The 18,939-nt window shown below is 71.9% G+C and carries 21 protein-coding genes; 8 read left to right on the top strand and 13 right to left on the bottom strand.

The window, feature by feature from the left end:
- Positions 1-27: 27 nt before the first annotated feature.
- The 4 genes from ACIGEZ_RS28220 to ACIGEZ_RS28205 form a co-directional block, all read right to left on the bottom strand.
- Complete coding sequence (locus ACIGEZ_RS28220; RefSeq protein ID WP_399836243.1) at positions 28-1,263, bottom strand: cytochrome P450; 1,236 nt, start codon at positions 1,261-1,263, stop codon at positions 28-30.
- A 24-nt stretch (positions 1,264-1,287) separates the two neighbouring features.
- Positions 1,288-2,712 carry an NAD(P)/FAD-dependent oxidoreductase gene (locus ACIGEZ_RS28215; protein ID WP_399836240.1) on the bottom strand — a complete coding sequence of 475 codons (1,425 nt, stop codon included), beginning with the start codon at positions 2,710-2,712 and terminating at the stop codon, positions 1,288-1,290.
- The gene (locus ACIGEZ_RS28210; RefSeq protein ID WP_399836238.1) at positions 2,669-2,896 is read right to left on the bottom strand and encodes a ferredoxin; all 228 of its coding nucleotides are present in this window, start codon (positions 2,894-2,896) and stop codon (positions 2,669-2,671) included. Before ACIGEZ_RS28210 ends, ACIGEZ_RS28215 begins: the two co-directional genes overlap by 44 nt.
- A 237-nt stretch (positions 2,897-3,133) precedes the next feature.
- Positions 3,134-4,051 (bottom strand): alpha/beta hydrolase family esterase, encoded by a 918-nt coding sequence (locus tag ACIGEZ_RS28205; protein WP_399836235.1) that lies wholly within the window; start codon positions 4,049-4,051, stop codon positions 3,134-3,136.
- Between the two features lie 76 nt (positions 4,052-4,127).
- On the opposite strand from ACIGEZ_RS28205, the gene ACIGEZ_RS28200 reads away from it, so the two are divergent.
- Complete coding sequence (locus tag ACIGEZ_RS28200) at positions 4,128-4,883, top strand: hypothetical protein (protein WP_399836232.1); 756 nt, start codon at positions 4,128-4,130, stop codon at positions 4,881-4,883.
- 27 nt (positions 4,884-4,910) lie between these two features.
- Here ACIGEZ_RS28200 and ACIGEZ_RS28195 read toward each other — a convergent pair whose 3' ends face one another.
- On the bottom strand, positions 4,911-5,720 hold the full coding sequence (locus ACIGEZ_RS28195) for a LysR family substrate-binding domain-containing protein (RefSeq protein WP_399836230.1): 810 nt from the start codon (positions 5,718-5,720) through the stop codon (positions 4,911-4,913).
- 58 nt (positions 5,721-5,778) lie between these two features.
- Between ACIGEZ_RS28195 and ACIGEZ_RS28190 the strand changes: the two genes are divergently transcribed.
- Positions 5,779-6,180 (top strand): DUF5997 family protein, encoded by a 402-nt coding sequence (locus tag ACIGEZ_RS28190; RefSeq protein WP_399836227.1) that lies wholly within the window; start codon positions 5,779-5,781, stop codon positions 6,178-6,180.
- Positions 6,181-6,219: 39 nt separating this feature from the next.
- Here ACIGEZ_RS28190 and ACIGEZ_RS28185 read toward each other — a convergent pair whose 3' ends face one another.
- From ACIGEZ_RS28185 to ACIGEZ_RS28165, 5 genes are all read right to left on the bottom strand, one after another.
- Positions 6,220-6,780, bottom strand: coding sequence for a methyltransferase domain-containing protein (locus ACIGEZ_RS28185; protein WP_399836224.1), 561 nt, complete (start codon positions 6,778-6,780; stop codon positions 6,220-6,222).
- A 9-nt stretch (positions 6,781-6,789) separates the two neighbouring features.
- Positions 6,790-7,041, bottom strand: coding sequence for a hypothetical protein (locus ACIGEZ_RS28180; RefSeq protein ID WP_399836222.1), 252 nt, complete (start codon positions 7,039-7,041; stop codon positions 6,790-6,792).
- Between the two features lie 32 nt (positions 7,042-7,073).
- Positions 7,074-7,355: an SHOCT domain-containing protein gene (locus tag ACIGEZ_RS28175; protein ID WP_399836220.1), complete on the bottom strand. Its 282-nt coding sequence runs from the start codon at positions 7,353-7,355 to the stop codon at positions 7,074-7,076.
- A 36-nt stretch (positions 7,356-7,391) separates the two neighbouring features.
- Complete coding sequence (locus ACIGEZ_RS28170) at positions 7,392-7,814, bottom strand: DUF6325 family protein (protein WP_399836400.1); 423 nt, start codon at positions 7,812-7,814, stop codon at positions 7,392-7,394.
- Between the two features lie 163 nt (positions 7,815-7,977).
- A complete protein-coding gene (locus tag ACIGEZ_RS28165; RefSeq protein ID WP_399836217.1) occupies positions 7,978-8,922 on the bottom strand; it encodes a LysR substrate-binding domain-containing protein in 945 nt (314 codons plus the stop codon).
- 72 nt (positions 8,923-8,994) lie between these two features.
- On the opposite strand from ACIGEZ_RS28165, the gene ACIGEZ_RS28160 reads away from it, so the two are divergent.
- Complete coding sequence (locus ACIGEZ_RS28160) at positions 8,995-9,915, top strand: dihydrodipicolinate synthase family protein (protein WP_399836214.1); 921 nt, start codon at positions 8,995-8,997, stop codon at positions 9,913-9,915.
- A gap of 19 nt (positions 9,916-9,934) precedes the next feature.
- On the opposite strand, the gene ACIGEZ_RS28155 is transcribed toward ACIGEZ_RS28160, so the two are convergent.
- Positions 9,935-10,621 carry an SDR family oxidoreductase gene (locus ACIGEZ_RS28155; protein WP_399836213.1) on the bottom strand — a complete coding sequence of 229 codons (687 nt, stop codon included), beginning with the start codon at positions 10,619-10,621 and terminating at the stop codon, positions 9,935-9,937.
- A gap of 112 nt (positions 10,622-10,733) precedes the next feature.
- Here ACIGEZ_RS28155 and ACIGEZ_RS28150 point away from each other — a divergent pair, with 112 nt between their 5' ends.
- Entirely contained in the window at positions 10,734-11,426 is a 693-nt protein-coding gene (locus tag ACIGEZ_RS28150; protein ID WP_399836210.1) for a TetR/AcrR family transcriptional regulator, read from the top strand.
- Positions 11,427-11,539: 113 nt separating this feature from the next.
- On the top strand, positions 11,540-12,769 hold the full coding sequence (locus ACIGEZ_RS28145) for a PP2C family protein-serine/threonine phosphatase (RefSeq protein WP_399836207.1): 1,230 nt from the start codon (positions 11,540-11,542) through the stop codon (positions 12,767-12,769).
- A gap of 21 nt (positions 12,770-12,790) precedes the next feature.
- Here the strand turns inward: ACIGEZ_RS28145 and ACIGEZ_RS28140 are convergent, their stop codons facing one another.
- Entirely contained in the window at positions 12,791-13,339 is a 549-nt protein-coding gene (locus ACIGEZ_RS28140) for a GNAT family N-acetyltransferase (protein WP_399836204.1), read from the bottom strand.
- Positions 13,340-13,498: 159 nt separating this feature from the next.
- Here ACIGEZ_RS28140 and ACIGEZ_RS28135 point away from each other — a divergent pair, with 159 nt between their 5' ends.
- Entirely contained in the window at positions 13,499-14,134 is a 636-nt protein-coding gene (locus ACIGEZ_RS28135) for a hypothetical protein (protein ID WP_399836201.1), read from the top strand.
- 139 nt (positions 14,135-14,273) lie between these two features.
- Here the strand turns inward: ACIGEZ_RS28135 and ACIGEZ_RS28130 are convergent, their stop codons facing one another.
- The gene (locus tag ACIGEZ_RS28130; RefSeq protein WP_399836198.1) at positions 14,274-14,468 is read right to left on the bottom strand and encodes a hypothetical protein; all 195 of its coding nucleotides are present in this window, start codon (positions 14,466-14,468) and stop codon (positions 14,274-14,276) included.
- A 303-nt stretch (positions 14,469-14,771) separates the two neighbouring features.
- Between ACIGEZ_RS28130 and ACIGEZ_RS28125 the strand changes: the two genes are divergently transcribed.
- Both ACIGEZ_RS28125 and ACIGEZ_RS28120 read left to right on the top strand, forming a co-directional pair.
- Positions 14,772-16,598, top strand: a complete 1,827-nt coding sequence (locus tag ACIGEZ_RS28125) for a S8 family peptidase (RefSeq protein ID WP_399836195.1) — start codon at positions 14,772-14,774, stop codon at positions 16,596-16,598.
- A 369-nt stretch (positions 16,599-16,967) separates the two neighbouring features.
- A complete protein-coding gene (locus ACIGEZ_RS28120) occupies positions 16,968-18,875 on the top strand; it encodes a ricin-type beta-trefoil lectin domain protein (RefSeq protein WP_399836192.1) in 1,908 nt (635 codons plus the stop codon).
- Positions 18,876-18,939 lie beyond the last annotated feature (64 nt).

Raw genomic sequence — 18,939 nt, 5'->3', positions numbered from 1 at the left:
CCGCCCGCAACGTCGGGACAGCACTCCCTAGGGGCGGATCCCGTCGCAGGAGATGCGCAGATGCCGCGGCCCGCGCAGTACGGCGTTCCGCCGGTACGGGGGCGGGTCCTCCAGCAGGCGTGGGTTCTCCAGCCTCCGGGCGAGCTCCGACAGGGCGAGCTGGGCCTCCAGCCGGGCGAGCGGTGCGCCGAAGCAGCTGTGGATGCCGCTGCCCAGGCCGAGGTGCTGGACGTCCGGGCGGTCCGGGTCGAAACGGTCCGGGTCCTCGAAGCGCTGGGGGTCGCGGTTGCCGGACGCCAGGACCAGCCAGAGAGAGGCGCCCTTGGGGATGGTGACGCCGCGGACCTCGATGTCGGCGAGAGTGGTGCGCTGGGGCAGCAGCTGGACCGGCGGCTCGAAGCGCAGCAGTTCCTCGACGACGGGCACGGCAAGCCGCGGTTCGGCACGCAGCCGCTGGAGGACCTCGGGGTTGCGCAGCAGGGTCAGCATTCCGTTGGTGATGAGGTTGACCGTGGTCTCGTGCCCCGCGATCAGCAGCAGCGCAGCCGTGCTGAGCAGCTCCATCGTGGTCATCGGACCGTCCTCGCCCCTGGCCGTCGCCAGCTGCGAGAGCATGTCATCCCCGGGGTTCTTGCGGCGCTCCTCGATCAGGCCGGCCAGATACATCCCCAACTGCATCCGGGCGTCGTGCGCGCCCGTGCCCTGCTCGGCGGGGTCGGCGTCCGGGTCGGGGTCCAGGCTGGCGGCGAGGGTGTCCGCCCAGGTGTGGAAGCGGTGCTCGTCCTCGCGCGGCACTCCGAGCAGCCGGCAGATCACCGTCACCGGGAAGGGGTAGGAGACCTGTTCCACCAGGTCGATCCGCCCCGGGTCGTCGATGCCGTCGATGAGGCCCGCGACGATGTCGTGGAGCTCCGGGCGCATTCCGTCGACGCGGTGGGGCGAGTGCGGAGGGCCGAAGTGCCGGTTGGTCATACGTCGCAGCCGGTCGTGCTCCGGCGGGTCGAGCCTCAGGAAGCTCGGCGGCAGGGCGCTCTCCTCCGGGGCCGTCTCGGCCAGCGGGTCGGCGGTGCGCGAGGCCAGGTTGCCGGCGTCGGAGCTGATCCGGGGGTCGTGCAGGAGGCTGCGGATCTCGTAGTAGGTGCTGATCACGTACGGCCCGTCGGCTTCGTGGTGGACCGGCGTCTTCCGCAGCTGTCCGTAGATCGGGTACGGATCGGCCCGGTTGGCGTAGTCCAGGATCTGGTGCAGCAGGGATGGCGTCATGGCGGTTCCTCGGGGCCGTGCGGGTCAGTGCGCGGGGGTGAAGGTCATCCGGCGGTCGGCCGGCGAGTATCCGCTGAGGGACACGGTGGGGCCGTGGCTGGGCACCGAGGGGTCGGGGAAGTCCGCGTCGACCGGTCGCTGTCCGTCCGGGCGCCGGTCGACGGTGGCGAACGTCGGCGGGAACGGCGCGGTGGTCTCGATCAGCTCCTGGTAGAACGGCAGCCACCTCGCCTGGTCGAAGGCGACCGCGCCGATGACGCGCCCCTGGTACCCGTAGACGCCGATGAACCGGCGGCCTTCGAGTGAGCCCTGCGAGACGAGGATCTCCGTCGCCATCGACGGCACTCCGACCGACTTGATGTTGACGCCGAACTGAGAGGACCAGAAGGCCGGCACCTCCAAGTGCGGCAACCGGTCGGTGCTCTCGCTGAGCATGTTGTGCGCCGCGATCCGCGCCTGGGCTGAGGCGTTGCCCCAGTGCTCCAGAGACAGGAACTGGTAGCCGAACAGCGGGTGTGGGCAGCGGGCGACGTCGCCCGCCGCATAGATGTCGTCGGTGACGATTCCGCGGATGTCGAAGGCACGGCAGCCGGCATCGCAGGCGATGCCCCGGGGGCCGGCCCCGAGTCCGGAACCGGCGAGCCACTCGGTGTTGCGGATGGCGCCGAGCGACACGATCACCACGTCGGCCTCCACGGTGGAGCCGTCGGACAGATGCGCGGCACGCACCCGTCCCGAGGCGTCGCCTTCCAGAGCGGTCACCATGACCCCGCACCGCAGGTCCACACCGTGCTCGCGCTGGAGGTCGGCCGCCACCGCCGCGACCACCCCGCCGAGTGCGCCGACCAGGGGCGCAGCGCCGCGTTCGGCGACGGTGACGGGGAGGCCGCGTTCGCGGCAGGCGGAGGCGATCTCCGAGCCGGTGAACCCCGCCCCGATGACGAGGACGCGCCTGGGGCCCTCGGCGAGCCGCCGGGCGAGTGCGGCGCCGTGCTCGCGGGTCCGCAGCACGAAGACGCCGTCGAGTTCCGCCTCCTCTTCGCGCGGCCACGGGCGCGCCCGGACCCCGGTGGCGATCAGCAGCCGGTCGTAGGGCACCTCGTCGCCGTCCGCCAGCCGCACCCGCCTGGCGGCCATGTCCAGGCCGGTGGCCGGAACGCCGAGCCGCCAGGTCGCGTCGACGGATCGAAGCCTGGGCAGTGCGGTGTGGTCGGCGCGGGCCCTGCCGAGCAGGACCTGCTTGGACAGCGGGGGCCGGTCGTACGGCTCGCAGGGCTCGTCGCCGATCATGGTCAGTGACCCCGCGAAGCCCTTGGCCCGCAGGGTTTCGGCGGCCCGCAGCCCGGCCAGCGAGGCGCCGACGACGACGATGCGGCCCTCGCGTTTGAGCTGCTCCAGGGCTCCGTCACCGAGCACCGGACACCACCTCGGCAGGATCGTCCACGGCATCGACGAGGATGGCCTGGACGGGGCAGGCCGCGGCGGCCTGGGCCAGCTTCTCCCGCTGTGCATCGTCGGCCTCCGGGTCGTACAGCAGTGCCTCCTCGCCGTGCATGGCGAAGATCCCGGGAGCGAGGAAGGCGCATTGCGCGTACCCCTGACAGCGGTTGAGATCGACGGCGATCCTGACCACGAGATCGGTCCTCTCCGATGGCCCGGTCAGGCCTTCTGTGACCACTCTCGGTGGCCCGGCGGGCGGCGGCGACGAGGAGATGACCGTTCGAGTGAGCGGTGCGGCGCGATCAGGTCGAGGCGGGCCGTGGCGCGGCGGGACGCCGGCCCCACAGGATGTCGAGGCTGACGAGCGGCCCCCAGGCCGGAAAGACCGGTTCGGACCAGGGCAGGTCGGTGACGGGCGGCGTTCCTGCCTTCAGGACGACTTCTTGGGGTGTGCGTCGAAGAACTCCCAGATGAGATCGGTCGCGGTGACACCCGTCGCTTGCTCGCCCATCGTCGGGTCCTTGCTGCCCGGCCAGTTGTGGCCCATGTCCGGGAGGCGGTACGTCAGGAACTCCGACGTGTCGCGGCACGTCGCCCGCGTGCGCGTGTTGCCGCCCTCCACCCTCTCGGGCCTGCCGGGTTCGCAACCCAGGCGTGCCGACCAGGACTTGATGCCCTGCTCGAACTGTTCGTAGTACGTGTCGCGACCGCCGACGAAGGTGGCCACGGACACCGGGGTCTTCGGCACGAAGGCGGGATTCTCCGCGGCCGTGCCGATGTAGCCGCCGCTGACCGGGGCGATCGCGGCCAGCGTGCCCGGGAGCTCGACGGCGAGTCTGAAGGACATGTCCGCGCCGTTGGAGATGCCGGTGGCGTAGATGCGCTGAGGGTCGGCCTTCCACGTGCCGACCAGGCGCTTCGTCATCGCCCCGATGAAACCGACGTCGTCCTCGCTGCCACAGCAGACGAGGGCGTTGTAGCCCTGGTCCACTCCGTTCGGATAGGCGACGAGGAAGCCTTCCTCGTCGGCCTTGGCGTTGAAGCCGGTCAGTCGGGCGGCGTACGCGCCGTCGGCCGGGTAGGGGTGCAGGACGACGACCAGGGGGAGCGGCTTGCTCGGCGTGTAGCCGGGTGGCGCGTGGACCGTGTAGACACGCTCCTGCCCCTTCCAGCCCATGGCGACCGTCTGATCGCCGGGCCGTGGCGCTTCCTTCGCCGGCGCCGGCTGCCCGGCCGAGGGACTCTGTGAGGTCTCCCTTCGGCCCGCGTCCTCATCGGTGTCCGAGCCGCAGGCGACCAGCGGGAAGAGCAAGGCCAGGGCGGCGATCTGCAAGGGGCGTAATCGCATGGGGGCATGGTGGCAGCGGCGCGAGGGGCGGTCCAGCGGAATCGCTCCGTACGTATGTATCGACTACTCGCCGTGGATGTTCATCGGGATCGACGGCGACGTGTTCGACCTGTTGGTCAGCAGCGACGAGCTCGTGGTGCTCGTCGTCGAGAACATCCGCAAGCGTTTCCCGGCGAACCGGCCCAACGAGCCCGTGTACGCGACGACCGAGTACTTCATCGGCCAGCCGCTCTCACAGGTGACCGTGGCCCTCGAAGTGCGGATCGCCTTCGCCGGCCCCTTCACCCCCTTCTACCAGGTAGCGCACGAGGTCGCTCATTCACTGGGCACTGTCGACATGTACAACCCCGGCAGCATGAACTACCTGCTCACGCTGATGGGCGCCTACCCCTTCTACGCGAACGACCAGGCGACCGTTCACCTGGACGCCTGGCACAAGCTCCAGCTCGGCTGGTGCGAGCCCCGGCAGGTCGAACTGACGGCTCACGGAAGCGCGGACGTCGCCGAGATCTCCGCACAGCGTCCGGACGGGGCGGTGATCCTCTGGCATCCGAGCCGTGGCGCGTCCGAGTACTTCCTCCTCGAACGCCGCCGGGCCAACGGGCCTCGGAGGTACGACCGCTCCTTCCCTGGCGATGGCCTGCTCATCTGGCACATCGACCCGGCCCGCACCCCCATGAACAGGGGCGCGCCGAATCTGGACCCGGGATCCAGCGGTGTGTGGCAAGCGGGGTCGCACACGCCACCCCTCTCCTGGAGCGATGGAACCGTGGCGGCGAGCCGCCTCACTTTCGGGGCCGGACCCGACGCGTCCGTACGCGTCACCTGGTAGAGCCGGCCCGTCGTGGCTGAGGCGCCCCTAGGAGCGGCGGCGCGGCTTTCCGGAGCGGGGGCTCTTGGGGGCGGCGCCGCCGGCCTTGCGCCGAGCGCCGGCGCCCTGTGGCTTCTGGCTCTGCTTCCCGCTCTGCTTCTGGCTCTGCTTCGGCTTGGCGGCACGCCCGCCCTGGGCGTCCTTGGTCGCCTTGGTGTCCTTCGCCTCGTCCGGCCGCCGGCCGCGCGAGCTGTTGACGGTCCGCCCGCGCACGATCCCGATGAAGTCCTCCACGAGATCGGTGGTGGCCTCCTCCGGCCACGACAGCGCGATCTGCGACTGGGGGGTCCCGGTGATCGTCCGGTACGTGAGGTCCTTGCGGTGGTAGAGCCGGGCCAGCGACTGCGGCACGACGAGCAGCCCGATCCCGGCCGCCACCAGCTCGACGGCGTCCGCCGTGGTCGTCGGCCGCTCGAAGGCGGGACGGCCCGGGGGCTGCTCCCAGTCGAGGGTGTCGTCGAGCGGATGCAGCACGATCTCGTCGGCGATGTCGTCGACGGTCACCTCTTCGGCCGCGGCCACCAGGTGATCCTTCGGGATCACCACGACGGTGGTCTCGGTGTAGAGGGGGATCGCGCTCAGCTCCGTACGGTCGACCGGAAGCCGCAGGAAACCGGCGTCGGCCTTCCGCTCCCGCAGCAGACCGGGCACCTCGGCCGCCTCGGCCTGCACCAGGTCGAGCGGGACCTCGGGCAGCCGCTCGTGCCAGATCCGCACCCACTTCGAGGGCGTCACGCCCGGCACGTACGCCAGCCGGAAGGAGAGAGCGGGGGAGGAGGATGCATCCGAGCCTGTCACCAGGCCAGATTACCGGCCGTGGTCGGCGGGGGCGCACCCGGCCGATATTCTTGTCACCATGACGCAGCACCAGACCGCCCAGACGATGAAGCCCGCCACCGCGGCGAAGAAGCTGGGTGTGTACCTCGACGCCACCCCCGCCGAATTCCGCGAGGGTGTGGTCTCGCGCGCCGAGCTCAACGCCCTCCAGACCGACCCGCCGGAGTGGCTGCGCGAACTGCGCCGCACCGGCCCGCACCCCCGCCCGGTCGTGGCGGCCAAGCTGGGCATCTCCATCTCCGGCCTGGCCCGCGGCGGGGTCACGGAGGCCCTGACCACCGAGCAGATCGACGCCCTCAAGGCGGAGAACCCGGACTGGCTCCAGAAGGAGCGCGCCACCCAGGCCGAGGTCCGCAAGGAGTCCGTCCGCATCAAGGAGAAGCAGGCCGAGCAGGCCGCGAAGGCCGCCGAACGCGACTGACCTGCTCAGGGCGCGGCGACACCCCCACCCTGGCCGCGCCTACCCCGCCCGGTAGGCGACGAGGTGCAGCAGCCGGGCGGTGTGCTTGTACGGCGCGCGCCCGGCCGCCTCGATCTCCACGCGCTCCAGGCGTGCGTAGTACGCCGGGTCGTACTTGATCGAGTCGTCGGGGATGTAGTCGCAGAACACCCGGATCCCGTAGTCGTGCACCTGCCCGCACCCCAGCGCGCGGAGCGCATCGCCGAGCTCCTCGGCGGTGTGCAGCCGGAGCTTGGCGTCGAACAGCTCGGTGTGCACCCTGTCCGCGTCGAGAGCCCTCAGCACGTCCTCGGGATCCATGGTCCGTACCGCCGACCGCAGCGGCTCGGAGTGCCGGTTCATGGCGATCACCGACAGCAGCCCGCCGTCCCGGAGCGCCCCGAGCGCCATGCCGAGCGTCCCTGCCGCGTCCGCGGTGTAGGGCAGCACGCCGTGGCAGAGCACGACATCGAACCCGCCGTGTGTCAGCTCCGGGGGCAGCGCGCTCACATCCGCCTCGACACCCACGACCCGGTGGCTCACCCCGGCCTCGGCGGCGCGGCGTGCCGCGGTCGCCAGCATCGCCGGCGCTTAGTCGACGATGGTCACGTGGTGTCCACGCACGGCGAGCCGGAGGGCGTCCCCGCCGTCGCCGCCCCCGAGGTCGAGCACCCGTAGCGGCCGGGCGCCCAGGCCGTCGAGATGACGCGCCAGGTTCGCCTCGGCGACCGCGTACCGCAGCCGCCCCCAGGGGGCCTCCTGCCAGTCCTGCCAGGCGGCGACCGCCGTGTCGAACTGCGCTGAGGTCGCGGGCTTCTCTGTGTCGCGGCACGTCTCGGTCATGCGCCGACCCTAGCCGCGTCGACCGGGGCCGGTCATGATCCAAGGATCTTGCGCTTCTGCTCCTCGAACTCGCTCTCGGTGAGCACCCCCTGCTCCTTGAGCTCGCCGAGCTGCTTGAGTTGTTCGATCTTGCTGCTCATGTCGGGGGCGGGCGGAGCGGCCGGTTGCTGCTGGACGGGGGGCGGCGGCGGGGCCTCGTACTCCTGCTGGGCGGCCCACCGTCCCGCCTGGCGGCGGCTCACGCGGTTCGATACGGCAGTCGCGGTTCCGGCGACCACCGCCGTGCGCGCGACGCCGCGAAGAAGACCTGGCATGGCGGTTTCCCTTCTGCTCCCCGGCCGCTGTCGGCCTCAGCCGGCGGCCTCGGTGTCGTCGAGCGCGGCCAGGATGGCGGGCACCGGGATCCGCCCCGAGGCGACCATCCGGGCGCCGCCACGGCGCAGGGCGGCGGCGAAGGGCGCGGCCCAGCGGTTCTCGTAGACCAGGACGCCGGCGGAGCTGCCGGGCTCGAGCGCGTGGGCCGCCTCCTCGAGGTCGTCCTGGCCGAGGAGGCCGGAGGAGGCGCCTTCGAAGACGGACAGGTCGAGTTCGCCGTCGCCGGTGAGGTCGGCGAGCTCCAGACCGCTGACGGTGCCGTCCTCGTCCTTCCTGACGAACGTCAGGTCGAGGATGCGAATGAGGCCGCGGTCCACGAGATCGACCAGGAGGGGCAGGCCCTCGCCGGTCATCCGGTTGCCGGGAAACTCCACGACCACGTAGTCGATGGGTCCCAGTTCTTCGACTTCTTCGTTCAGGGCTTCGTTCACGGCGTGACCCCTGGAGTTCGTGGATCTCCCCGTGACCCATTGCATCACCGGACCCATGCGGACGCATGTCGGTCCGCGGTCACCCGGCACCCGCGCGGCATGCACGCCGACACAAGTCCTCCGACACCCGTCACGCCGAGGACCGTGCCTCGGCGACCCGTCGGGCGGGCGGGTCCTCTCTCAGTGCGGCCGGCACGGAGTCGCGCAGCGCGCGGACCAGGGCGGCGATCGCCGGGTGGGGGCCCGCGCCGCTGCGGTACGCGATCGTGGTGCGGCGGCGGACCGGGAGCGGCGTCAGGCACACTCCCGGCGGGAGGCTCAGCGCGCCCAACTGGGGGACGACGGCGACCCCTTGGCCGGCTCCGACGAAGGCGAGGACGGTGGCGAACTCGTCCACCTGGTGGCGTACCCGCGGCGCGAACCCGGCCGCCCGGCACATCCGTTCGGTCACCTCGCGGCACAGGGTGTCCGGGCCCGACACGATCCACGGCTCGTCCCGCCCGTGCGCGAGGACCGCGAGGCCCTCGAGACCGGCGGGCGCGGGGGCGGAGGCGGCGAGGAACATCGCCTCGTCGCACAACGGCTCCGCCGCGAGCCCCGGTTCCAGGGCCGTGGGCACCAGGTCGTAGTCGTGGACGAGGGCCACGTCCAGGTCCCCCGCGCGCAGCGCGTGCGCCACTGCGGCGGGATCCGTCTCCGAGACCATCGGTTCGAGCACCGGGTGCCGGCAGGCGAGGAGCACGAGCGCCTCCGGCACGATCGTCCGGGTGGCCGTCGGGAAGGCCCCGATCCGCAGCGGCCCCGCCGGCCCGCCGCGCGCCTCCGCCAGCTCGGCTGACGCCTGCTCCAGCCGTTCGAGCACCGCCTCCGCGTGGCGTACGAGCTTCTCCCCGGCCGGCGTGAGTCGCACCCGTCGCCCGGTCCGCTCCAGCAGGGCCACCCCGGCCTCCCGCTCCAGGGTGCCCAGTTGCTGGGAGACCGCCGACGGGGTGAAGGACAGGGCCTCCGCCACAGCGGCGATGGTGCCGCGCAGGGCCAGTTCGCGCAGCAGGCGCAGTCGTCGCACATCGAGCATCAGCTCAGCTTACGGTTCGGATCGGAAAAGCGAACTGGACCTGAGGGGTTCGAGGCGGCGAACCTCGACGACATGGCACAGGACTTCATCCCGTACGGGATCCACGTACCCCTCGTCACGCCCTTCGGGCAGGACGGCCGCCCCGACCTCGACGCCCTGGAGGGCCTCGCCCGCTCCGTCCTCGACGCCGGCGCCGCCGGAATCGTCGCCCTCGGCACGACCGGCGAGGCCGGCACGCTCGACGCCGGCGAACGCCGGGCCGTCGTCGACAGCTGCGCGCGGGTCTGCCGTGAGCACGGCGCGCCGCTCGTCGTCGGCACAGGCGGCGGCGCCACTGCGGCGGTCGCCCTGGAGCTCGCGGAGCTGCGCCGACGGCCCGAGGTCCGGGCCGCCCTCGTCCCCGTCCCGTCCTTCGTCCGGCCCTCGCCCGACGGTGTCGTCGCCCATTTCGAGCGGCTGGCCGCCGACAGCCCCGTACCGCTGATCGTCTACCACATCCCGTACCGCACGGCGCGCCCGCTCGACGCCGCCACCCTGCGGGCGCTCGGCGGGATCCCCGGCGTCATCGGGGTCAAGTACGCCACGGGCGCCGTCGACCAGGAGGCCGTGGCCCTCCTCGGCGACCTGCCCGAGGACTTCGCGGTCCTGGCAGGCGACGACACCTACCTCTCGCCGCTCCTCGCCCTCGGCGCGACCGGCGGGATCCTCGCCTCGGCCCACCTGGACACCGGCCGCTTCGCGGAGCTCGTCGAGGCCTGGCGGACGGGTGACGCGCCCCGGGCCCGCGCGCTGGGCCACCGTCTCGCCAGGCTGTCGGCACTGCTGTTCGCCGAGCCCAACCCGACCGTCGTCAAGGGCGTCCTCCATGCCCAGGGCCGCATCGCCACCCCCGACGTGCGTCTTCCGCTGCTGCCGGCGAGCGCGGCGAGCGTGGGGGCGGCGCTGAAGGAACTGGCCGAACTCGGTGAGCCGCCGGCGGGCGCGGCCGGGTAGCGGCCCCGGCGCCGTCTTCTCACACCGTGCTCGGCGCCCCGGACAGGCTCTGCTTGACGTACCGGGTGGTGTCGTCGGCGAGGATCTCGGGCAGGCCCGCCGCGATGCCGTCCAGGGCCTGGGCGGCGACCTGGGCCGGGTCGACCTTCTTGTCGGCGGGGACGCTCGCGGCCATGTCGGTGTCCATGTACGCGACGTGCAGGGCCGACACGGCGATGCCGCGCGGCGCAAGCTCCTCCCGGGCCGCGCTGGTCAACGCCCAGGCCGCGGCCTTCGCCGCCGCGTAGGAGCCGAGGCCGGCCGGGTGGAGCCAGGACAGCACGGACAGGACGTTGAGCACGGCGCCGCCGCCGTTGCCCTCGATGACCGGGGTGAAGGCCCGCGTCACGGCGAGCGGCCCGAAGAAGTTCGTCTCCATCTCCAGGCGCACCGCGTCCAGGCGGCCCGCGATGAGCGGCGTGGCAGTGGAGATGCCGGCGTTGTTCACGAGCAGCGTCGCGTCGGATGCGATGCGGGCGGCGGCCCGGATCGACTCGTCGTCCGTCACGTCCAACCGCAGCGGGGTGACACCCGGCAGGTCCACCGTCTCGGGGCGGCGGGCCGCCGCGTACACCTTCGCCCCGCGCTGCGTGAGCTGCGCGGCCAGATGGCGGCCCAGTCCCCGGTTGGCTCCGGTGACCACGGCGACCGCGTCCTTCAGTTCCATGATTCCGCTCCTGGCGTTGCGGGGCCCAAGCGGCCCGCGTCATTAGATTACGAATGAAATCTAAACTCGACGGTACGATAGATGTCAACCGACATCCATGGGGAGGTGGCCGATGGGCCGCGTATCGCAGGCGCAAGCCGAGGAGAACCGCAGGCGGGTCGTCGAGACCGCCTCCCGGCTGTTCCGGGAGCAGGGCACCCAGGTCAGCGTCGCCGACCTCATGAAGGCGGCCGGGCTGACCCACGGCGGCTTCTACAAGCAGTTCGCCTCCAAGGAGGCGTTGGTCGACGAGGCCACGACCCACGCGTTCGAAGAGCTCGCCCGCTACCGCGACGCCGGTGTCGAGCGGCACGCCGGGCAGCGCGGGGCCGCCCGGCAGGCGCTCATCGACACCTACCTCTCCCCGGCGCACCGCGACGACGCGGCAGGCGGCTGCCCCGCGGCCGCACTGGCCGCCGACATGGCGCGCGGCGGGGTGGACGACGACGGCGGCGCCCACCGCGTGTACGTCGAGGGGGTGAGGGCCTTCGCGGAGTGGCTCGGTGCGGAGGGCGGCGAGGGTGCGACCACCACCGAGGCGGCGGAGGCCACCGAGAAAGCCGGGAAAGCCGAGAATGCCGGGAGAGCCGGGAAAGCCGAGAAAGCCGGGAAAACCGAGGTCACCGGGCTCGCCGAGGGCGACGACGGCATCACCCGGCTCTGCACCATGGTCGGCGCGCTCCTCCTGGCCCGCGCCACCAAGGGATCCCCGATCTCCGAGGAGATCCTCGCCGCCGCGCGCGCGTCCCTGACGGCGACCACCTGACCGCGGACCCGGTGCCGCACCGTCCGGGACACGCGAGACGGCTCCGAGATGTGAACGGCCCGCGCCCGGCGCACTCTGACTTCAGGGGACACGAGAGCGGCGGAGCGGAACGGATGGCGGAAACGGAGATCGACTACGCGGGGGTGTTCCAGGCGCTGCCCGGAATGGTCGCGCTGCTCACCCCCGACCTGGTGTACCTGGACGCCAACGAGGAGTTCGTCCGCGTGTCCGGCCGGACCCGGGAGCAGCTGCTCGGCCACTACCTGTTCGACGTGTTCCCCGACAACCCGCACGATCCTGCGGCGAGCGGCATGCGAAACCTGGCGGCGTCGCTCCGGCGGGTGGTGGAGACCGGCGAGCGGGACGCCATGGCACTGCAGCGGTACGACGTGGAGTCGACGGACCGGCCGGGGGAGTGGGACGAGCGGTACTGGAGCCCGGTCAACGCCCCCGTACTCGGACCGGACGGGCAGGTGGTGCTCCTCGTGCACCGGGTGGAGGAGGTCACCGAGCTGATCCGGGCCCGCACCGCCCCCACCGGCAGCCGCGCGCGGGTCCTGGAGGCCGAGCTGTACACCCGCGCCAGGGAGCTGCAGGAGGTCAACGAGCGGCTGCGCGAGGCGCATGCCAGGGAGCGCGAGGTGGCGCTCGCCCTGCAGGAGGCGATGCTGCCGGCCCCCGTGACCATCGGGCCGCACCCGGTGGCGGTGCGCTACCGGCCGGCCGTCGGCGCGCTGAACGTGTGCGGCGACTGGTATGACCTGGTGGCGCTGCCCGGCGTCGACCGCCTCGGCGTGGCCGTCGGCGACGTGGTGGGGCACGGACTGCCCGCCGCCGGGGTGATGGGCCAGCTGCGCAGCGCGCTCAGCGCCGCGTCTCGGGTCGCGGAGGGGCCCGCGCAGGCCCTGGACGTCCTCGACCTGTACGCCAGGTCGGTCGCCGGCGCCGAGAACTGCACCGTCGTCGAGACCTGGATCGACTGGAGCCGCCGCGTCATCGCGTACAGCTGCGCCGGCCACCCACCGCCCGCGCTCCTGCACCCCGACGGGACCGTCGAATTCCTGGACCGGGCCACCGACCCGCCGCTCGGGGCCCGACTCGACCACGTCGTGAGGCCGCAGGCCGAGGCCGTCTTCACCGAAGGCGCCACCCTGGTGCTCTACACCGACGGCCTGGTCGAACGCCGTCACGAAGACATCGACACCGGCCTCACCCGCCTCGCCGCGGCCCTGGAACACCACCACACCGCAGCCCCCGAGGACCTCGCCGACGCCCTGCTCCTCGACATGCTCCCGGTCGGCGGAGCCACCGACGACGCGGCCCTCGTGGTCGTGGGCCTGTGACCCGCCGCCAGGCGGAAAGGCCTACTCGGCCGGTACCGCGTCGGCCGGGATCTCGAAGACGACCGACAGCCCGTCCTGTTCGTTCCCCTGCTCGCCGACGCGTGTGAAACCGAAGCCCGCGACGGTGGCCAGGGAGGCCTGGTTGTCGGACCTGATCGTGGCCCGCACGGTCCTGACGCCGGGTTCGGCCGCGGCCCTGACGAGCAGCGCCCTCAGCATGGCACGGGCGTAACCCCGGCGACGGTACGCCGGCGCGACGCAGTAGCCGACCTCCACCAGGCCGGCCTCGTCCGGCGGCCCGTGGAACCCGGCGTCGCCGATGACGGTCCCGTCCGGCTCGGACACCGCGGCCCGGGTGATCCAGGGCGCGGCGGAGGGGTCCTTGGCGAGCTGGTCGGCGCGATAGCCGAAGATCCAGCGGGCCCGGTCGCCGACGAAGTACTCGTCGAGGGCGACGCCGGCCTCGGCGCTACCGCCGGCGAGGTCACCGTCGGCGAGCGCCCGAAGCGCCTTGGCGCTGAGCGGGACGAAACGGACGCGCTTGGGTACGGAGAGGGGTTCGCTGTTCATCGCGGCGATGCTCGCCGACGACGGTAGGGCTGTCCACTGCTTTAGGGTTCGGCCGATCACGCGGCTGATCCGAGCACCGGTCCGGTCTTGGAGGTCGGGAATCGGGAAGGCTGACCCGGGGGGAAATGTGGCGCGCCGGGCCTGGTAGAACACCGACCTGTGGGTATTCAGGAGCGCGAGCGCAAGATGTACCGGCCGCTGCGGCGGGCCGGCATCGAGGTGATCCCGAACGCCGTGCCGGACGGCACGATACCGTTCGTCCTCGGATACGGCCCCGAGGACGTCGTCGGTGGCTTCTCTCACCGGTACGAGACCCCACGGCTTGTCGAGCGTCTCAACGAGGACTGGTACGACCTGGCTGTTTCCTCGGGACTCTTCGACCGGCAGCGCGAGTTCCTCGTCCTGCTCCCGGAGGGCGCCCGTACACACGCCGCCTTCTTGCAGGACTTGCACCGGGGCCGCCGCGCGGCACCGGCGGTCTGGACCAGGGTCCGGCTCCTCGAACGCTGGGACATCATGGGCCGGGGTGCGGCATCGGCGTTCCTCGGCATTCGCGCGGGCCATCCGGGCTTCGGCATGATGGCGCTCGACAGCAGCGTGTACATCCGTTGCTCGACGGGTGAGAGGGGCGTCGACGTGGTGGCGGTGGGCCACCCGGACCGCTCGGAGAAGATCCTGCGGCAGTTGGAATGGTTCGCGTCGTGGAGGGACAACTCCGACCGCGGGTTGCAGGAGCGGATCGCCGTCTGGCTCGCGGGCCGCGCACCAAGGGCTGCCAGCCGTTCCGACCGATGACCAGGTGGCCTTGGAGGCCGAGGTCGGCAGGGTCGTCGCTGTCGCCACTCGCTACGACGAACGCGGCCACGTCGACCTCCGCACCGCCACAGCAGCGGCCCTCACCATCCGGCTGCGAACGTGATCGCCCGGACGAGTCCTAGCCGTCCCCGTCCGTCGTGCCCCGGTCCAGGCTGCGGCCGCGCCGCTGTTCGGTGCGGACGAGGTCGCCGGCCAGCAGGGTCACGGTGGCCACCGCGCGGACCCAGCGCGGTCCGCCGCGGGCGGCCCAGACGACGCAGACGCAGCCGGCGACGGCGAGCGCGAGGATTCCGGACAGCACGAGCAGGATCATGTGCCTCTCCCTTCGGTACGGTCCGCCCCATCCTCTCAGCCCCGAGGCCGGACGGGGTCCCGCCCTACCGGAGGCCGACGATCCGCGCCGGCGGGTAGGCATGACGGGCCTCACCCGAGGTGTCTCAACTGCGTCCATTTGTCGTCCGATTGCGGTCAGCCCAGATCAACAACGTGTAACGAAAAGGGGCTTGTCGGGCAGAATCCTTCCCTCCGGTCCCGCTCGACTGGGATCTTGCGTCCACCCCACACATCACAGGGCCCGGCCGGCGCCACCAGCGTCACCGGGTCATCGGAGGACGCATTGTTTTCCCACATATCAACCCGGCTGAGACTTCCGATCGCGGCCGCTGCCGTCGTCAGCGCCGCCGTCGCACTCGCCGCCCCCGCCCAGGCCGCCCCGTCCGCGCCCTCCGCGCCGACGGAGACCCGGGCCACCTCGGCCTCGCACAGCAGCGGCAGCGCCGGCGCGCAGGCCGCCGCCGGCGCCTGGGCCGCCGGTACCCGCGCGTACCTGGTGATCACGGCGCCCGGCGGCACGGCGGCCGTCCAGACGGCCGTCACCTCCAACGGCGGCAATGTCTTCGCCGCGTACGACGCCATCGGCGTGATCGTGGCCCACTCCACCAGCTCCTCCTTCGCCGCGACCATGCGCGGCGTCACCGGAGTGCAGCAGGTCGGCGCGACCCGTACCTCCGACGTGCCCGCGGACGCCTACAGCCCCGCGCTGCCCGCGAACCCCACGCAGGCCACCACGACGCTGACCGAGTCGAACCGCTGGGACATGACCCAGATCAAGGCCGACCAGGCCTGGGCCGTCACCACCGGCTCCGCCTCGGTGAAGGTCGGTGTGCTCGACACGGGCGTCGACGACCAGCACCAGGACATCGCGCCCAACTTCAACGCCGCCGACTCCGTCTCCTGCGCCTACGGCAAGGCGGACACGCGCGCCGGTGCCTGGCGTGACGTCGGCAGCCACGGCACGCACGTCGCCGGCACCATCGCCGCCGCGAAGAACGGCAAGGGCGTCATCGGCGTCGCGCCGGGCGTGAAGATCTCCTCCGTCCGCATCGCGGAGCCCACCAGCAGCCTGTTCTTCGCCGAGAACACCGTCTGCGGCTTCATGTGGGCGGGTGACCACGGCTTCAAGGTCACCAACAACAGCTACTACACCGACCCGTGGCAGTTCAACTGCCCGGACAACGTCGACCAGGCCGCCATCATCGAGGGCGTCCGCCGGGCCCAGGCGTACGCCGAGTCCAAGGGCTCGCTCCAGGTCGCCGCGGCCGGCAACTCCAACTACGACCTCGCCAACAAGACGACCGACAGCGAGAGCCCGAACGACTCCACCCCGGTCACCCGCACCATCACCAACGCCTGCATCGACATCCCGACCGAACTGCCGGGCGTCGTGACGGTCGCAGCGCAGGGCAACGGCGGCGCCAAGGCCTCGTACTCCAACTTCGGCAACGGCGTCATCGACGTCGCCGCGCCGGGCGGCGACGGCGCCTCCGGCGTCTACTCGACGCTGCCGGGCGGCAAGTACGGCAACATGAGCGGCACCTCGATGGCCTCCCCGCACGTGACCGGTGTCGCGGCGCTCCTCGCCAGCGCGAACCCGACCTACACCCCGGCGGACATCCGCGCCGCGCTCGGCACCCAGGCCAATGACCGCGCCTGCCCCGCCGACAGCCGCTGCCAGGGCACCACGACCAAGAACGGCTTCTTCGGCGAGGGCTCGGTCGACGCCCTGAAGGCGGTCAGCGGCACCACGCCGCCGCCCACCGGCCCGTACTTCGAGAACCTCACCGACGTCACCATCGCGGACAACGCCACCGTCGAGAGCCCGATCGCCGTCACCGGTGTCACGGGCAACGCCCCGGCGACGCTGAAGGTCGGCGTGGACGTCAAGCACACCTACCGCGGTGACCTCGTGATCTCCCTCGTCGCCCCCGACGGCACGGTGTACACGCTGGAGGACTTCGCCAACAGCGACGGCACGGACAACGTCGCCAAGACCTACACGGTCAACGCCTCGTCCGAGGTGGCCAACGGCACCTGGAAGCTCCGCGTCCAGGACATCGCCTCGCAGGACACCGGCCGCATCGACGCCTGGAACCTCACCTTCTAGGCCTCGCGCGCGCAGCATCCGAGCGCCCCGCCCACACCGTGACCCACGGTGTGGGCGGGGCGCTCGCGTGCTGGGCGAGGCCCTCGCTCGCTGCCTCACATCGCCGCAAGACATCGCTGTCGGAACCGCTTCCGGAACCGGTTCCGGCGTCACCGAAGAGTCAACAACGTGCGCATCATGCCGTCAATACTTCATGCCACTCCGCGGCAAAACCCAAGTCCAGGGCGCATGTGGCGAGTTATGCGTTCAAGATCTGAATGCGCAGACCCTTGACGGATGTTGGTCTCCACCAGTTCACTCACGCCTCGGCGCTCCTGCTTTCGGCCCTCGGATCCCCGCCCCCACACCCCCTCCGAGAAAGGCACCCGCATGCCCGCACCCAGGCCCCTGTCCGCCCCGGCCCTCGGTGGCCGCCTGGTGAGAACACTGCTCGCCGGCGCCCTCGCCGCCGCTGGCCTCACCGGCACCATCGGACTGTCCGCCGCCCCGGCCGCCCAGGCCGCTGGCGAGCAGGTGAACCTCTGGCTGACCACGACCGACGACGCCGGCGGCCGCCATGTCGTCCGGGGACTCCAGCAGCAGGCCCCGCTCGCCTTCCAGGCCGGAACGGGAGGCGGCGGCACCACGGTCACGGTCGACGAGAACACCCGCTACCAGACCTTCACCGGCGGCGGTGCCTCCTTCACCGACACCGCGGCCTGGCTGATGAAGGGCTCCGGGGCGCTGAGCCAGGCCACCCGCGACGAGACGATGAAGAAGCTCTTCTCGCCGACCGAGGGCATCGGGCTCTCCTTCGTCCGCAACCCCATCGGCGGCTCCGACCTGGCCCGCTTCGGCTACACCTACGACGACCTGCCCGCCGGCCAGACCGACCCCACGCTCTCGCGCTTCTCCCTCGCCCACGACCTCCAGGACGTCCTGCCCCTCACCAGGCAGGCCCGCCAGCTCAACCCGCAGCTCACGCTGGTCGCCTCCCCCTGGACGGCGCCCGCCTGGATGAAGGACAGCGGCCGGCTCGACGGTGGCTGGCTGAAGGCCGAGCACTACGGCACGTACGCCGACTACTTCGTGAAGTACCTCCAGGGCTGGCGCGACCAGGGCGTCCCCGTCGACTACGTCACCGCCCAGAACGAGCCCACCTGCTGCTCCGGATACCCCTCCATGAGCTGGAACGGCTCAGGCCTCGCGTACTTCACCAGGAACGAGCTGCTGCCCAGGCTCCAGGCCGCCGGCCTCGCCACCAAGGTGCTCGCCCACGACTGGAACTGGGACACCTACGACGCGTACGCCGCGCCGACGGTGGACGACGCGGCCGTACGCAGCCACCCGAACTTCGGCGGCGTCGCCTGGCACGGCTACGGCGGGGACATCGCCAAGCAGACCGAGATCCACGACCGCTACCCGCAGCTGGACGCCTTCCAGACCGAGCACTCCGGCGGCACCTGGATCGCCGACCAGCAGCGCGAGGACATGACGAACATCATCGACTACACCCGCAACTGGGCGAAGTCGGTGACCAAGTGGTCGCTCGCGGTCGACCAGAACCGCGGCCCGCACAACGGCGGTTGCGGCGTCTGCGACGGCCTGATCACCGTCCACAACGGCGACGCCCGGCACGGCCAGGTCGACTACACGATCGAGTACTACACGATGGGTCACCTCACCAGGTTCGTGAAGCCGGGCGCCCAGCGGATCGCCTCCACCGCGAGCAGCACCGTGCCGAACGTGGCCTGGCGCAACCCGGACGGCTCCAAGGCGCTCATCGCGTACAACGACTCCTCGGCCGCGCAGACGCTGACCGTCAACTGGGGCGGCCGGCACGCCACCTACTCCCTGCCCGGCAAGACCTCCGCCACGTTCACCTGGTCGGGTACCCCGTCCGGCGGCACCGACCGCACCGGCACCCTGGTCGGTCTCGGCGGCAAGTGCCTCGACGTCGCGGGCGGCAGCAGCTCGGACGGCACCCCCGTCCAGCTCTGGGACTGCAACGGCTCCGCCGCCCAGCGCTGGACCCTGCGCGCCGACGGCACGGTCCAGGCCCTCGGCAAGTGCCTCGACGTCACCTCCGCGTCGACGGCGAACGGCGCCAAGGTCCAGCTCTACACCTGCAACGGCACCGGCGCCCAGGCCTGGCGCTACGAGACCACCGGCACCGACCTGGTGAACGTACCGGCCGACAGGTGCCTGGACGTCACCGACAACGCGTCGGCGAACGGGGCCAGGGCCCAGATCTGGTCCTGCACGGGCGCGGCGAACCAGCAGTGGCAGCTGCGCTAGAGGACTTGAGCGGTGATGCGTCCGACGGCCCCGGGGGGCCGGGCTCTTCGCCCGGACACCCGGG

This window comes from Streptomyces sp. NPDC085481, assembly GCF_044541845.1.
In the GTDB taxonomy this organism is placed as follows: Bacteria; Actinomycetota; Actinomycetes; order Streptomycetales; family Streptomycetaceae; genus Streptomyces.
This window is presented reverse-complemented; position numbering and strand designations above follow the sequence as displayed.